This is a genomic window from Musicola keenii (genome assembly GCF_014855505.1).
Taxonomy (GTDB): domain Bacteria; phylum Pseudomonadota; class Gammaproteobacteria; order Enterobacterales; family Enterobacteriaceae; genus Musicola; species Musicola paradisiaca.
This window is the reverse complement of the sequence record NZ_JAAWVW010000005.1, coordinates 140,731-156,173: the sequence shown is the minus strand read 5'-3', so window position 1 is coordinate 156,173 and position 15,443 is coordinate 140,731. Positions and strand designations below refer to the sequence as shown.

Here is a 15,443-nt window from a genome sequence, read left to right as displayed (position 1 = left end):
TCAGGATGTATGACGAGCCGCCTGTTCGAACAGGGCCCGACGACGTAAAAAAGCCTCCGACGGCGGCGCAACGGTTATCACACTGCGATCGGCATGAATTTCCTGCCAGCGGTGGCAGGCGACCTGACGTCCGCCGGGTAACACCTGGCGAATCGGCTCAAGCTGGCGGCACTCGTCGCGCACATACGGGCAACGGGTATGGAAACGGCACCCGGACGGCGGTGCTGCTGGATTGGGCAGATCGCCCTGCAACACCGGCATCGACTGCCGCAGCCCAGGTTGCAGTTGCGGCGCGGAGGCGATCAGCGCTTGGGTGTAGGGATGCAACGGCGCATCGAACAGTTCATCCGCGCGCGCCAGTTCAATAATCTGGCCCAGATACATCACCGCCACGCGGTCGCTCATATGGCGGATCACCGCCAGCCCATGCGCCACAATGATCATGGTCAAACCAAAACGGGCTTTGAGATCTTCCAGCAGGTTCACCACCTGCGCCTGCACCGACACATCCAGCGCCGACACCGGTTCATCACCCAGCAGCAATTTCGGTGACGACGCCAGCGCGCGGGCGATGCCGATGCGCTGACGCTGGCCGCCGGAAAACTCGTGCGGATAGCGCTGCGCCCAAGCCTCCGGCAGGCCGACGGTACGCAACAGGTCGTGTACCCGGTCGCGCCGTTCAGGCCGGGCCATAGTGGTATGCAGCCACAAAGGCTCCCCGACCAGGCTCTCTACCGTCATGCGCGGATTCAGCGAGGCGAACGGATCCTGAAAAATAATTTGTAGCTCGCGCCGTAATTGATTCAGCCGATCGCCGCCGGCGCGGGTGATCTCCTCGCCCTGATAAAACACCTGCCCGGCGGACGCCGTCAGCAGGCGCAGCAACAGGCGGCCCAACGTGGATTTGCCGGAACCGGATTCGCCGACGATCGCCAGCGTTTCACCCGGCTGAACGCTCAGCGAGACGCGATCCACCGCCGTGATGTGCTGCGTGCGACGCAACAGACGTACCGGCCCCGGAAACTGCTTGCTCAAATCGCGGCATTCAAGAATGGGTGTGCTCATGCAATCGCCTCCAGCGCGACATGCTGCTCCAGCGGTACGCGAAAACAGGCGACGAGGTGTTGGTCGCCCAAATCCTGCAACGGCGGTTTGTGCTGATGGCACTGCGGTTGCACGAACGGGCAACGGGTGGCGAAGCGGCACCCGGCCGGCATCGCCTCCGGCAGCGGCACCTGTCCGGGAATGGTGGCCAGCGCCTGTTGGCGTTGACCCAAACTCGGGATAGCCCCCATCAGCCCGATGGTGTACGGGTGCTGTGGATCGTTGAAAATCGCCGCGACGTCGCCGGTTTCCACCACCTGCCCGGCATACATCACCGCCACGCGCTGCGCCACTTCCGCCACCACGCCCAGATCGTGAGTAATCATCAGCACCGCGGCGCCGGTATCCTGTTGCAACTGATTGAGCAGCGTGAGTATCTGCGCCTGAATAGTGACATCCAGCGCGGTGGTGGGCTCGTCGGCGATCAGCAGCGACGGTTGGTTAATCAACGCCATGGCGATCATCACCCGCTGGCGCATCCCACCGGAAAGCTGGTGCGGCCAGGCGCGCAGACGCATCGCCGCCGCCGGGATCTGTACCTTCTCTAGCATCGCCAGCGCCGCATGCAACGCCGCCTCCCGCCGCATCGGGCGGTGGCGTATCACCGCTTCGGCAAGCTGGTCGCCCAGCATGAACGCCGGGTTCAGCGAGGTCATCGGCTCCTGAAACACCATCGCCAACCGGTTGCCGCGCAGGTCGGCGTACTGCCGGGGCGACAACGTACGTAAGTCATGCTCGCCAAAGCGCATCTCGCCGCCGACAATGCGCGCGCCGGGCGGCAACAACCCCATCAGCGCCAGCGAGGTAATGCTCTTGCCGCAGCCGGATTCTCCGACCAGCGCCAGCGTTTCGCCTGCCTGCAATGTCAGGCTGATGCCGTCCAGCACCGTGACCGGCGAGCCGTTAAACCGCACCTGCAAATCACGCAGATGCAGCACCGGCTCAGGATTCGCATGAGTCATGACCGTTCCTCATCCTCATTAGGGTGAATGGCGTCCATCAACGCCTGTTGTAACGCCAGCAGGTGTTCACGCATCACAGCTGCAGCGTCGACCGGCTGACGCGCAGCGATATGCCGAATCAGGCGATGGTGGTGGTGATCGTAATTGTCCAGCCGATCCGGCGTGCGCGCCTGAACACGTAAATGCTGCCAGCCGGGTTCGCGCCGGACGGCATCGATAGCGTCGAACAGGCTGAGCATCAGCCGGTTGCCTGCCGCCTCGGCGATAGCGCGGTGAAAGGCGCTGTCCCACAGTTCGTGCTGATCGCCGTCGGTCAGGGTGATGGTTTGCATCCGTTCCGCCAGCCGCTCCATCAACGCGATCTGCTCCCGGCTGGCGCGCAGCGCCGCCAGCCGCGCCAGCCCCGGCTCCAGTTGTAACCGTGCCTCCATCACCTCCAGCAGATTGGACTGTTGCGGCAACCCCTGTAGCACCAGCGGTTGCACCGGCGCGGACGGCCCGACGAACGTCCCCTTTCCTTGTTTACGCCAGACACGACCCTCTTCCTCCAGCACATCCAGCGCCCGGCGGATTTCACGGCGTCCGACGCCAAAACGCTCCGCCAACTCGCGTTCAGCCGGCAGCGGTTGCTCTGGATTGCGGTCATGTTGCTGAATCAGATGTCGCAGCTTATCCAGCGCCGAACTGGAATTGGCGCCGGCCTCTTTCGCACCATTCATGATTGGTTCGCTCTTTTTTTCATCAAAACAGATATTAACCATCGCAAAACTTGCACCACTCGTATCAATGCCGCTGATACAAAAACAGGCAATAATCGAACCAATTTTTATTGGTTCATGACATTAAGCTGCAGGAATTGAGCTAATCAATTGAGTGTGAAGCGAAAAATAATCATGGTATGCCGTCATCGACATCCACGATCGCGATCCGTCATGGCGGTTGTTGCTCGCCAACCAGGCAGACAATGGTATGTCATGGTGCGTCATGCGAGTGCAGCTCAGAGGGAGAACCGTTTACATTGCCGGTGCGTCGGCTTTCCTCGCCCCGAGCACCGGCTTGAGTCAACGCCCGGCGATTCGTAGCGTTACCGATTTTCTGCCAGCGAAGGCATAAAGGTATAAAACCACCCATCCGAACCGCAGCAACCCTTTATTCTTTATAACGCAATACGCTCCGAGGAAATAAAAACCATTCCCGCCAGATATGATGGATTTACCGGTTTTAACATCACCTACGCCCAGGAAACGGCGCCTATATGCAGGGGTAAGGTTTAACACGCCAGAAAGTGAAATAGCGACAATGTCCAACTCCGCTTACCCTTTCGGGAATATCAACAGACGGATATACGCACAGCATACAGTAATAGTTATACCGCCTCTTAAAATAAACAGAATAACAAGCAAATGAATTTCCTGGCGTTTACATCAATAAGCCAGGGCATCCAATACACCAGCAACGTGAAGCATGACGGATATATATTCGGTTAAGGCACGTAATTGCTTATTTTGATCGCACTCTGTCTTTTTTAAAGAAACTTAATTTAAATAATATATTCAAGTGACAATAAAACCGATGTGCTGTTAACGCTATGTTGCTATTAATAGCGGCAACGCATCGACACCACCAGGCGCCCGATGAGCAATGCAGGCAACGGGCGGCATTCACCGCCAGGGTGCATAGCGTGCACCAGAATAGTGAGATTCCACAGCGCATGACATTGCCTGATTTACGGTTAATGACTGAAAATCAATTTTTAATATTTATAGAAAGCTGCTTTGCATTTTCCGCAAACGCCAATAAACACACGGATAATCTCTTGACAAAAAAACAATAAAATAAAAAAAACGAAATATAACGTTCGCATTTTAATCAATTCATCAACGCATTCTATTTCCGTGGACTTTTTTTTTCTGAATTAACGCGCGCTGTCACTTATCTTTTTTCACATCACAATCCAAACCCCCTTTATTTACCGCTGCGAAAGCTATTTTATTTATCTCCGGTTGCGGTTATATATTTACGGGCACGTCTTTTGCTACTGACTTTCCGCTCGCGGTATTTAGCAGCGGGATGATTAAGAGACAGAGTACCGATTAAGTACCGGCTTGCTGTCCAAACAATATGCAACTGCGACTTAACGTATGACAGGTATAGACATGCACATCACAACATCATCACCATATTCAAATAAAGAGGGTTAATTCGATGTCAGAGGAAGTGACTCTGCCAACTACCGGCAGGAAAAGCAGGTTTGGGGCGATAGGGCCCTATCTTGCACTGCTTGCCGCGATTCTGTTTTTTTCAGGGCTATTTTTTAAAGTCGACGGTCTGAAATGGCTCGGCGCGTTCGACTTCACCACCCTTGGCGGTAGCTTCGGCACCATCAAGGATGCCACCAGCACCTTCATCGGCGTCGGCGGCGTCAGCGCCAAAGCCGGCTTCCTGTTTGCCCTATCGCTGGTGCCGACCGTGATGCTGGCGCTCGGCATATTGGAAATCTTTACCCACTATGGCGCCATTCGCGCAGCGCATCGGCTGCTGACGCCACTGCTGCGCCCGATTCTCGGTATTCCCGGCCGCACCGGTCTGGCGCTGATTACCGACCTGCAAAGCACCGATGCCGGCGCTGCACTCACCAAAGAACTGCATGATCGTGGGGAAATCACCAAAAAAGACGTGGTCATCATGGGGGCCTGGCAATACTCCGGCGCAGGTCTGATCAACAACTATTTTTCCATCGGCTCTGCGCTGTTCGCGTCTATGACCGCGCCGGTGGTCATCCCGCTGGTACTGATGTTGGTACTGAAATTCGTCGGCGCCGCGCTGGTGCGCATAATACTGAACAGCGTATATCGGAAGGATTTTAACCATGAGCAGTAATAGCCAGACCAACGTCTCCAACAACCCGTTCGACATTTTCGTCATCGGCGCCCGCAAAGGCTTCAACATCGCTATCAACAATCTGCTGCCCAACGTCCTGATGGCTTACGTGATTGCTGAAATCCTCAATCTGTTGGGCGTGATGACGCTGCTAGGCAAGGTGTTCGCACCGATCATGGGGCTGTTCGGCCTGCCGGGCGAAGCCATCACCGTGCTGCTGACGTCCTGGCTTTCCGCTTCCGCCGGCACCGGCGTGGCGGTCAGCCTGCTGTCCAAAGGGGTTCTGGATGGTCACGCCATTACCATTCTGGCGCCTGCCATCTTTCTGATGGGCTCACAGTTGCAGTATATGGGTCGCCTGCTGGGCGTCGCCGACGTACCGAAAAAATACTGGCCGTTGCTGATGCTGACCAGCCTGTTCAATGCCGTGATCGCCATGCTGATCATGCGCCTGTTCGCCTGAACCAATACAATTCCAGGGAGCGCAACATGTCCATCGTTTTAGAGCATTACAACTACCTGCACACCATTCCGGAGTTAGGGTTTCAGGAATTCAAAACCTCCGACTATCTGGCCGGACAGATTGAAGCCGCCGGTTATCGCGTTACCCGCGGCGTCAACGGCACCACCGGCATCATTGCCGAGCTGGACAGCGGCGTGCCCGGCCCGGTGCTGGCGCTGCGCGCCGATATGGACGCGCTGGGCCATGTGATCAACGGCGAGTTCTGCGCCCGTCATACCTGCGGCCACGATGCCCACTCTTCCGTGGTGCTGACGGCAGCTCAGGAGATTATCCGCGAAGGTCTGGTGAAAAAAGGGCGGCTGAAGATCCTGTTTCAGCCGGCGGAAGAACTGGGCACCGGCGCCATCGCCATGGTGGAAGGCGGGGCGTTGGACGATGTGGAGACCATCCTCGGCTTCCATCTGCGCCCGGTAGAAGAGTGTGTACTGGGGGAGGCCATTCCCGCTGTGTACTACTCCGCCAGCAGCACGTTGGAAGTCACCTTCCACGGTAAACCGGCCCACGGCGCACGCCCGCACCTCGGGGTCAACGCATTGGAAGCCGCAGCCAACGCGGTGATGGCGGTCAAAGCCATTCCGTTGCCTCCCCACCTGACCTGGAGCGCCAAGGCGACACGTTTCTTATGTGATGCCGGCGTCACCAACTCCATCCCGGATAAAGCGGTCGTATGCTGGGATCTGCGCTCCGCCCAAAATGACCTGATGGCAACGCTGAAGGAGAAGGTCAGCCTGGCTATCGAACACAGCGCCGCCGCCCTCGGCGCCACCGTAGAGATCAAGCTGACGAAGGAAATTCCGGCGGCGGAAATCCACGAAGAGGCGACCGCGCTCATCAGCGATGCGATTGTGGACGTACTTGGGCCGCAGGGGCTGACAGCGCCGAAAAGCACCGCGGGCGGCGAGGATTTCTTCTTCTATCCGCGTCTGAAACCGGAGGTGAAATCCGGTTTCTGGGGGCTGGGCACCAATCTGAAACCGGGCCTGCACCACCCCGATATGCATTTCGACCTCAATTCGCTGGACGTCGGCGTTAAGGTATTTAAACGCTGTGTGGAAAAAGTATTGGGCTGAGGCCAGCGGCATCAGATGGATGTCGTAGGTACAGGCGCTCAATCCGCAACGTGGTGAAAACTCCTGTAAAACGAACCGGTTCCGGCAGTCAACATTGGCGTAATCGGTTCATCACATCAGCAGGTTGAATTCCGTTTTGCACCACGCATCCCGAGAATGAATGACGGGGTACCGCCCCGTGTTCCATCGCCAGGCCGCCGGGGCGGCCTTCTTTCAGGACGTACTTCTGCGTCTTTACAACCCAATCATTCACCACTGAACGGCATAACCGCGTTGACGGCGCGGTTTAGCACATCTTACCGGCACCACACTCGGTGGCTGCTCATCACGCGACATGCAGGCGTTTTCGCCGACGTTCATACCACATCACCCAACCAATCACGCCAATAAGCAATATTTGTATCGCTGTACGCAACGGCAAGGGCGTAGCAGGACGTCCGCTGAAGGGAATATCATTCAGCGCGGCATAAATATTGGCCGGGAAGACACTCATCAGAAACACAATCAGGCTTGCGCACGCAGCCGAACGCCATCGTACAGACAGCAGCCCTGCCGCCCCCAGCAATTCAATGACGCCCGTTGCAGAGATAATCCACATCTCACGCGGTATTGGCGGGGGCAGCATCGCCAGCAGGTCATAACGTAATGAGGAAAAATGCGCGCTGCTGGTCGTTATCAACACCAGCACAACGGCAATACGCAGGTTATCCGTCAATACCCAGCCATGTTGTTTGGCATAGCCATGCAGCCAGGTACGGGTGCTCAATTCCAACAACAATAGAGCCCCTGACAACACATAAATAACGATCATCTTCTCTTCCCATCAAGTTAACAGTGATAACAATGTTATCACTGTTAACTTAGAGACAGATCAGTATTATGTCCAGAAAAAAGCAGTAAAACTGATCTCCAGCTAACTAAACTTTATAATGACTAAATAGATCTACAGAAATTGGAATAATGCAGTACACAACACAGGAGGCGTGAAAAGTGAGTGAGAAAGGAAAATATCACCACGGCAATTTAAAAGCGGAGTTACTGGAAAAAGCGGAGTCAGTGCTCATCAGCGAGGGAATTCGCGGACTCTCGCTCCGAACGCTGGCCAGACAGTTAGGCGTCAGCGAAGCGGCCCCTTACAAACACTTCAGCAACAAAGAACAGTTGCTGGAAGCACTGGCGACGGAAGGCTTTCTACGCCTGCGCAACCATATCGACCAGGCGGTCAACCAGGAAGAGAAGCGACCGCTGACCGAACGGCTGGCGCTGGGGTACGTCCGGTTCGCACTGGCACATCCCAACCTGTTTCGTCTGATGTTCGGCCATGAGATTTCCCACAGCCTCCCTTCACCGGCGCGGCGGGAGGCGGAAAAAGGCAGCTACCAACCTATGCGCAACGCCATTTCGATCATTCTGGCTGAACGCCGCAATTCGCTGTTGCAAACAGAAGAAACCGCGCTGGGCGCCTGGTCGCTGGTGCACGGCGTCGCTACGCTGATGATCGACGGTAAAATCGCCATTCCGGATGACCCCAAAGCCTGTGACAACAAGATCGTGGCGCTGTGCCAGTCGTTTATCATCGGGTTATATCTGTCGCCCACCCAGTGATCCGTGGGCAGGCGAAAACCGCCACCCGGTCAACGTTGCGCCGCCAGCGCCTCTACGCGGCGAATGGCGCGATGCACATCGGCGTCGGTCACGGCAAACGACAGATTGGCCATATCCGGCGCCTTCACCGATGCGCTCACAATCGCATTCAGTTCATCATCGCTCAGATCGGGGCAGATCTCCGCCAGCGTCAGCGGCACCGCGCACGCATCCGCCAGTCGAATCGCTTCCAGCAGTTCCGCATCGCTGCGCTGCTCCAGCGCCAGCAGGCACAGATTGCCGAACCCCACCAACAGGCCGTGGCCAAACTCCCGGGTCTTGTCGCACACGGTAAAGCCTTCATACAACGCATGAGCCGCCGCAGCGTGGGCGCCGCTGGCCATCAGCGATGTCAAACCGGCGAACAGAAAGATCGCATCCAATACCTGATCCAACGCGGCGTTGCTCTCGCCGACGGCAACCGTCTGGCAGGCTTGCGCGCCGTAGCGTTGGATCAGTTGGAAACAGATTTCGCTGTTGGCGCGGGAAGAGGAGGCAAACCCATTGTCGCTGTGACCGGTGTCAATGGCGCGGAACTCATACCATTTCGCCAGCGTGTCGCCCAATCCGGCCGCCAGCCAGCGTAACGGCGCACGCGCCAGCAGCGCGCTGTCGATCACCACGGCGGCGGGTGCCACCGGCAGAAGGTACAAATCGTGGAAATGGCCGTCGTCATGGTAACGCACCGACAACGGCGTCACGGCAGCGCAGGTTGCCGCGATGGTCGGCAATGTCACCACCGGGATCCCGGACTGATACGCAACGGCTTTGCCGGTATCCAGCGCCTTACCGCCGCCCACCGCCAGCAATACATCGCTGTCGGTATCCCGTACCCGGCCGCACAGACGCTCAATCTGGCTGATGCTGCAATGTTCCCCCGTCCACTCCAGCCCGGCCAGCGTCACCCCAGCCTGCTGCAGTTGTTCGCGAATCAGGGACTCCGTGGCGGCCAGCGCCCGATGCCCGCCAACCACCAAAACGCGCGTGCCCAGACGGGCGCATGTTTTCCCCAGTTGCTGACTGGCGCCGGCGCCGCGCAGCACGGTGGCCGGGAAAAAGACCTGTTGTGTCATTGTTATTCCTGTTAATTGCACATTAATCAATACCGGGGGATCGCCTGATGCCGACCCGTTAACATCCACGCTTGCGTTCTATCACGCGGGGGAACTCGCACAAACCGGTACCTGCGTTTTCCCGTCCGCTGAGCCTAACCGTTCGACATCAGCGCGTCACGTATTGTTATAACCTTATGTATAAGAAAGAGTTATCCCACCGCCAACCGCAGCTTCTCGTCGGCCACCATCATAGCATCAGGATCTTTTTATCGCGCTGGAATGATAAATGTGAAGCAACGCATAGTATCCAAATAGTCAGACTTGTATGGTAGTTGCATCAAGAGCATCCAAAAGGAATCAGTAACGTGAAAATTGTCAGTGCAGAGGTCTTTGTCACCTGCCCGGGACGCAACTTCGTCACCCTGAAAATCACTACCGCCGACGGCATCAGCGGCATTGGCGACGCCACCCTTAACGGCCGCGAGCTGTCTGTGGCGTCCTATCTGAAGGATCATATTTGCCCGCAGTTAATCGGGCGGGATGCCCGGCAAATTGAGGATATCTGGCAATATTTCTACAAAGGCGCCTACTGGCGTCGCGGCCCGGTGACAATGTCCGCCATCTCCGCCGTCGACATGGCACTGTGGGATATCAAAGGCAAGATGGCGAACATGCCCTTGTACCAATTGCTGGGCGGCGCCTCCCGCGCCGGCGTGATGGTCTATTGCCACACCACCGGCCACTCCATCGACGAAGTGCTGGATGACTACGCCAGACACCGCGAGATGGGGTTTAAAGCCATCCGCGTGCAGTGCGGCGTTCCCGGCATGAAAACCACCTACGGCATGGCGAAGGGTAAAGGCTTGGCCTATGAACCCGCCACCAAGGGCAACTGGCCGGAAGAACAGATTTGGTCGACGGAAAAATACCTCGACTTCGTACCCAATTTGTTTGAGGCGGTACGCAACAAATTCGGGTTCGATGAACACCTGCTGCACGACATGCACCACCGTCTGACCCCCATCGAAGCGGCGCGCTTCGGCAAAAGCGTGGAGCCTTACCGGCTCTTCTGGATGGAAGACCCGACACCGGCCGAAAATCAGGCCTGCTTCCGCCTGATTCGCCAGCACACCGTGACCCCGATCGCCGTCGGCGAAGTGTTCAACAGCATTTGGGATTGCAAACAACTGATTGAAGAACAGCTGATCGACTACATCCGTACCACCATCACTCACGCCGGCGGCATTACCGGGATGCGGCGCATCGCCGATTTCGCCTCGCTGTATCAGGTTCGTACCGGCTCGCACGGCCCATCCGACCTTTCGCCCATCTGTATGGCGGCGGCGTTGCATTTCGATCTTTGGGTACCCAATTTCGGCATTCAGGAATACATGGGCTACTCGGAACAGATGCTGGAAGTGTTCCCGCACAGCTGGACGTTCGACGGAGGTTATATGCACCCCGGCGATAAGCCCGGCCTCGGCATCGAATTTGACGAAAAACTGGCGGCCAAATATCCCTTCGAACCCGCCAATCTGCCGATAGCCCGTCTGGAAGACGGCACGTTGTGGAACTGGTAAACCAACGACAGGGTGGAGAGAAAGCCATGAGCTTAATTAACGACAACTTCATGATAGGCAACCCAACGGGGATAGCGCTCTACCAACAGGTAGCGCGTGACTTACCCATCATTGATTATCACTGTCACCTGGACGCCAGGGATATTTACCACAACCGCCCGTTCAGCAACATGACCGAGCTCTGGCTGGCAGGCGATCACTACAAATGGCGCGCGATGCGCGCCAACGGCGTCCCCGAAGCTAAAATCACTGGCGATGCCACGGCAGAAGAAAAATTTCAGGCCTGGGCAGAAACTGTGGAAGCGGCGTTCGGCAACCCGCTGTATCACTGGACGCATCTGGAGCTTAAACAGTACTTTGGCATTGATGAACCGCTCAGCAGCCGTAACTGGCGTGAAATCATGGAGGCCTGTAATCGCCAGCTCCGCGACGAGGCTTTCACGCCACACGCGCTGATGACGCGCTCACGGGTGGAGGTTATCTGCACCACCGACTCGCCGCTGGACGACTTGCACTACCACCAGTTATTAAAACAGGACGACACCTTCACGCCTCGCGTATTGCCAACGTTCCGTCCAGATGAGTTTTTTTCCCAGCAACATCAGGTATTTTTTACTGCACTGACACGCCTGTCGGAATTAACGGGTGAAAAAATTACCCAACTGGCGGATTTTGAGCGTGCGCTGGAAGCGCGTGTGAAATATTTCCATGATGTCGGCTGTCGTATTTCCGATCACGGATTGGGAGCATTCACGTTTAGCGAATTCACGCCTGCTGAAGCCGATACGGTATTCCTGAAAAAAACACAGAACAAGGCATTATCCCCCGCAGAAGACATCACCTGGCAGAGTGTATTATTAATGACGCTCTCCAGGCTTTATAAAAAATATGATTGGGCCATGCAAATTCATTTCGGTGCCATTCGTAATAACAACCAGCGAATGCTTGAAAACGTGGGCATTAACAGTGGGTTTGATTCCATTGCCGATCAGAATCAATTAGCCAGCAATCTGAATGCCTTTCTCAATGCTATGACCAGGGAGAATCACTTACCGAAAACCATTCTCTATAATCTCTATGCAACGTACAACGATATTGTGGCCTCGACGATTGCCAATTTCCAATCTGGCGAAGGCGGCATTAAATCACCGCTACAGTTCGGTTCTGGCTGGTGGTTTAACGATACCCGCCGTGGTATGCAAAACCAACTTAACACTCTGGCAGACCAGGGGTTGTTAATGAATTTCGTCGGTATGCTGACTGACTCACGCAGTTTTGTTTCTTATCCCCGGCATGATTATTTCCGACGCATTCTTTGTGGATTAATCGGGCAGTGGATTGAAAATGGAGACTATCCTGCCGACACGCTCATTCTCCAACGCATGGTAAGAAATATTTGCCACGATAACGCCCTACACTATTTTAAATTCTGATTATTACTCTCATTTCAATGAGGATAAATTATGTCTGGTACCAAGAAAGTCACGATACCCGTCAGTATTGGTTATGGCCTGACAGATATTATGGGTGGCGGGGCCTTTACCGTCATCGGAGCCTGGTTACTATTTTTCTACACCACCTTCGTGGGGTTAACCCCCGTAGAGGCGGCCTCTATTGTCGCCATCGCTCGTATTGTCGATGCGATTGTCAGTTTATTTATGGGCAGCTTTACCGATCATTTTTATAAGAATTATTTTGGTAAAAAATTTGGCCGCCGCCGATTCTTTTTATTAATTGGCGCACCGCTGATGCTGGTTTATTCCCTGTTATGGATAAACGGCATGAATTATTGGTTTTATTTGTCGGTGTATTTGGCATTCGAAATTATCGCCGCGATGGTGCTCATCCCGTGGGAAACACTACCATCGGAAATGACCAAAGGATTTAACTCACGTACCAAGCTCTCTACCTGCCGTATGTTTTTATCTGCACTGGGGACATTCCTTGCCACCTTTATCCCTGGTTTGCTGATTAAGCACTATGGTGAGCACGATGCCAACGCGTATCTGGTTAATGGCGTGATGTTCGCCGTAACCTTTATGCTGTGCGTGTTTATCTCATGGAAAGTGACCTGGGAACGTGAACTCACCCCCGACATGCTGGCGGAACTGGAAGCGAAACGGCACCCTGGCACCGTATGGGAAAAATTGCGGATGCTCGGTGGACTGCTGAAAGATTATGCTTCTACCCTGCGTGTACGGGCCTTTAGAAAACACCTGGCGATTTACCTGTTCTCGTTTACCGCCAAAGACGTCTATAACACCGTGTTCGTGTTCTTCTGCGTCTACTGCCTGAACGTTTCTTCGTCATTCGCCGGGAGTCTCCTCTCCATGAGCATTGTCGGATTACCGGTGACGTTGCTGGCAGGGCTTGCCATGATCAAATACGGTCCATCACGTTTGTACGTCTTCGCCTACACGGTGATGATGGTGTGTCTCGCCGGTTTCTTTTATGTTTACCGCGTGCCGATGGATAACAAGGCGGTGGCACTGGTGGCGCTGGCGGGTGTCTATCAGGTTGGCCGTTGCGTACTGGAATTTACCCCCTGGAATGTCTTCCCGTTTATTCCGGATATCGATGAGATGGTCACACGTCAGCGCCGTGAAGGGCTGTTCGCGGCGGTCATGACCTTCTCACGTAAAACCACGGTTGCCATCGCCACCTTTGTCGTCGGTTTGCTGTTGCAGTCAGGGGGCTTTGTAAAAGGCAGTCAGGTGCAACCGCAGGAAGCGATTAACACCATCGCCGGGCTGATGTTTATCGGTACCGCCGGATTATTGCTGATTGCGCTGTGGCAGGCTCTAACCTTCCACCTCAATAAGCAAACGCACAAAGTCCTTATCGATGAAGTCGAACGCCTGAAGGCGAACGGCAGGAAGCAGGATGTCACACCAGAGACACGTCGTATCGTGGAGGACTTGACCGGTCATGCCTACGACACCCTGTGGCAACACAGCGAATCCCCCACCCTCAACCGGGCGCGAACCATCACCCACGTCGGTGAATAACATTTCAGCAGTCACGCCGGTGGTCAAAAACCACCGGCAAGCATTCACGTTAGGAAAAAAGTCATGACCATTCCACTGTTACAGGCAAACGCGGTAAAGCCTGAGTATGACCGTAGCAAACTGGTGGCACGTATCGCCCATATTGGCTTTGGTGCCTTCCATCGCGCTCACCAGGCGGTGTGCGCAGATAAACTGGCCGCACAATTCGGCAGTGATTGGGGCTATTGCGAAATTAACCTGATTGGCGGAGAGCAACAGATCAACGATATCCGCCAGCAGGATCTGTTGTGGTCGGTGTCGGAAATGGCGGGCGATAACTGGAGCAGCCGCCTCATCGGTGTGGCGAAAAAGGCATTGCACGCCGAATTGGACGGCATTGAAAGCATCCTGGCGGCGCTCAGCGCACCCGAGATAGCCATTGTGTCGATCACCGTGACGGAAAAAGGCTACTGCCATCATCCCGCTACCGGGCAGTTAAACACCGAACACCCCTTGATCGCGCATGATCTTCAACACCCGCAACAGCCACGCTCCCTGCCGGGCGTGATACTGGCTGCCATCAAACGTCGCAAAGAACACGGCTTGCCGCCGTTCAGTGTCATGTCATGCGATAACATGCCGGAAAACGGCCATGTGACACGCAACGTCATCACCCAGTTAGCGCAGGAGCAAGATCCCGCTCTAGCAGACTGGATAGCACAGCATGTGACGTTTCCGTCAACCATGGTGGACCGCATTGTACCGGCGGTCACGGCAGAAACACGGGCACAAATCACTACCATGCTGGGGGTTGATGACCCGGCAGGCGTCGCCTGCGAGCCCTTCTTCCAGTGGGTCATCGAAGATAACTTTGTTAACGGGCGCCCAGCCTGGGAGAAAGCCGGTGCCGAGTTGGTACAGGATGTACTGCCCTATGAAGAGATGAAGCTGCGTATGCTGAACGGCAGTCACTCGTTTCTCGCCTACCTGGGTTATCTGGCTGGTTATGCGCATATCAGCGACTGTATGCAGGATGAAGCACTGGTGAAGGCAGCCCATCATTTGATGCTGCAAGAGCAAGCCCCAACCTTACGCACACAAGGGGTTGATCTGGCCACCTATGCCGACGCACTGCTACAACGCTATCGCAATACCGCGTTGAAACACCGCACCTGGCAAATCGCCATGGATGGTTCACAGAAACTGCCACAGCGCATGCTGGACTCCATCCGCTGGCATCTGGCGCATGGAAGCCAATTCGAGATGCTGGCGCTGGGCGTCGCGGGCTGGATGCGTTATATCAACGGCATTGATGAGCTAGGCAAGCCGATCGAGATCAGCGATCCGCTGAAAGAGACGCTGGCGCAAACCGTCCACCACAGCGAGCAAGGCGCAGATCGCGTCCGGGCGCTACTGACGCTGGACGCCATTTTCGGCCGCGATCTCCCCGACGACAGCCGCTTTGTTCAGACCGTCACCCGTTACTATCTGTCGCTGGTCAATCACGGCGTTCAAGCCACACTGCGCTCGTTGGCGCTATAGCGTAGCAGGCACCACCGCCGATCCGCGCCGCTGTCTGCGGCGCGCGCCCTTCACAGTGAGCCTCACTTTCACCGAGCGGGAAAATCACGCGCCTTA

13 protein-coding genes are annotated in these 15,443 nt (G+C 55.7%); 8 read left to right on the top strand and 5 right to left on the bottom strand.

Annotated elements, in window-relative coordinates:
• From HEP82_RS07150 to HEP82_RS07140, 3 genes are read right to left on the bottom strand one after another with little or no spacing between them, the layout of a single operon-like run.
• Complete coding sequence (locus HEP82_RS07150; protein ID WP_192457456.1) at positions 1 to 1,065, bottom strand: ABC transporter ATP-binding protein; 1,065 nt, start codon at positions 1,063 to 1,065, stop codon at positions 1 to 3.
• Positions 1,062 to 2,066, bottom strand: coding sequence for an ABC transporter ATP-binding protein (locus HEP82_RS07145; protein ID WP_192457455.1), 1,005 nt, complete (start codon positions 2,064 to 2,066; stop codon positions 1,062 to 1,064). Before HEP82_RS07145 ends, HEP82_RS07150 begins: the two co-directional genes overlap by 4 nt.
• The gene (locus HEP82_RS07140) at positions 2,063 to 2,785 is read right to left on the bottom strand and encodes a FadR/GntR family transcriptional regulator (RefSeq protein ID WP_192457454.1); all 723 of its coding nucleotides are present in this window, start codon (positions 2,783 to 2,785) and stop codon (positions 2,063 to 2,065) included. Before HEP82_RS07140 ends, HEP82_RS07145 begins: the two co-directional genes overlap by 4 nt.
• A gap of 1,486 nt (positions 2,786 to 4,271) precedes the next feature.
• Between HEP82_RS07140 and HEP82_RS07135 the strand changes: the two genes are divergently transcribed.
• From HEP82_RS07135 to HEP82_RS07125, 3 genes are read left to right on the top strand one after another with little or no spacing between them, the layout of a single operon-like run.
• On the top strand, positions 4,272 to 4,946 hold the full coding sequence (locus tag HEP82_RS07135) for a nucleoside recognition domain-containing protein (protein ID WP_015854313.1): 675 nt from the start codon (positions 4,272 to 4,274) through the stop codon (positions 4,944 to 4,946).
• Positions 4,936 to 5,409 (top strand): YjiG family protein, encoded by a 474-nt coding sequence (locus tag HEP82_RS07130; protein ID WP_192457453.1) that lies wholly within the window; start codon positions 4,936 to 4,938, stop codon positions 5,407 to 5,409. The genes HEP82_RS07135 and HEP82_RS07130 overlap by 11 nt, the downstream gene beginning before the upstream one ends.
• Positions 5,410 to 5,435: 26 nt before the next feature.
• Positions 5,436 to 6,539 (top strand): M20 peptidase aminoacylase family protein, encoded by a 1,104-nt coding sequence (locus HEP82_RS07125; protein ID WP_192457452.1) that lies wholly within the window; start codon positions 5,436 to 5,438, stop codon positions 6,537 to 6,539.
• Positions 6,540 to 6,864: 325 nt separating this feature from the next.
• On the opposite strand, the gene HEP82_RS07120 is transcribed toward HEP82_RS07125, so the two are convergent.
• Positions 6,865 to 7,350 carry a DoxX family protein gene (locus HEP82_RS07120; protein WP_192457451.1) on the bottom strand — a complete coding sequence of 162 codons (486 nt, stop codon included), beginning with the start codon at positions 7,348 to 7,350 and terminating at the stop codon, positions 6,865 to 6,867.
• Positions 7,351 to 7,529: 179 nt separating this feature from the next.
• On the opposite strand from HEP82_RS07120, the gene HEP82_RS07115 reads away from it, so the two are divergent.
• The gene (locus tag HEP82_RS07115) at positions 7,530 to 8,144 is read left to right on the top strand and encodes a TetR/AcrR family transcriptional regulator (protein WP_192457450.1); all 615 of its coding nucleotides are present in this window, start codon (positions 7,530 to 7,532) and stop codon (positions 8,142 to 8,144) included.
• A gap of 29 nt (positions 8,145 to 8,173) precedes the next feature.
• On the opposite strand, the gene HEP82_RS07110 is transcribed toward HEP82_RS07115, so the two are convergent.
• Positions 8,174 to 9,256: an iron-containing alcohol dehydrogenase family protein gene (locus tag HEP82_RS07110; RefSeq protein WP_192457449.1), complete on the bottom strand. Its 1,083-nt coding sequence runs from the start codon at positions 9,254 to 9,256 to the stop codon at positions 8,174 to 8,176.
• A gap of 347 nt (positions 9,257 to 9,603) precedes the next feature.
• On the opposite strand from HEP82_RS07110, the gene manD reads away from it, so the two are divergent.
• From manD to HEP82_RS07090, 4 genes are all read left to right on the top strand, one after another.
• Positions 9,604 to 10,818, top strand: a complete 1,215-nt coding sequence (gene manD, locus HEP82_RS07105) for a D-mannonate dehydratase ManD (protein WP_192457448.1) — start codon at positions 9,604 to 9,606, stop codon at positions 10,816 to 10,818.
• A gap of 26 nt (positions 10,819 to 10,844) precedes the next feature.
• A complete protein-coding gene (gene uxaC / locus HEP82_RS07100) occupies positions 10,845 to 12,251 on the top strand; it encodes a glucuronate isomerase (protein WP_192457447.1) in 1,407 nt (468 codons plus the stop codon).
• A 30-nt stretch (positions 12,252 to 12,281) separates the two neighbouring features.
• Positions 12,282 to 13,826, top strand: coding sequence for an MFS transporter (locus HEP82_RS07095; RefSeq protein ID WP_192457446.1), 1,545 nt, complete (start codon positions 12,282 to 12,284; stop codon positions 13,824 to 13,826).
• Between the two features lie 63 nt (positions 13,827 to 13,889).
• Positions 13,890 to 15,347 carry a mannitol dehydrogenase family protein gene (locus tag HEP82_RS07090; protein WP_192457445.1) on the top strand — a complete coding sequence of 486 codons (1,458 nt, stop codon included), beginning with the start codon at positions 13,890 to 13,892 and terminating at the stop codon, positions 15,345 to 15,347.
• Positions 15,348 to 15,443 lie beyond the last annotated feature (96 nt).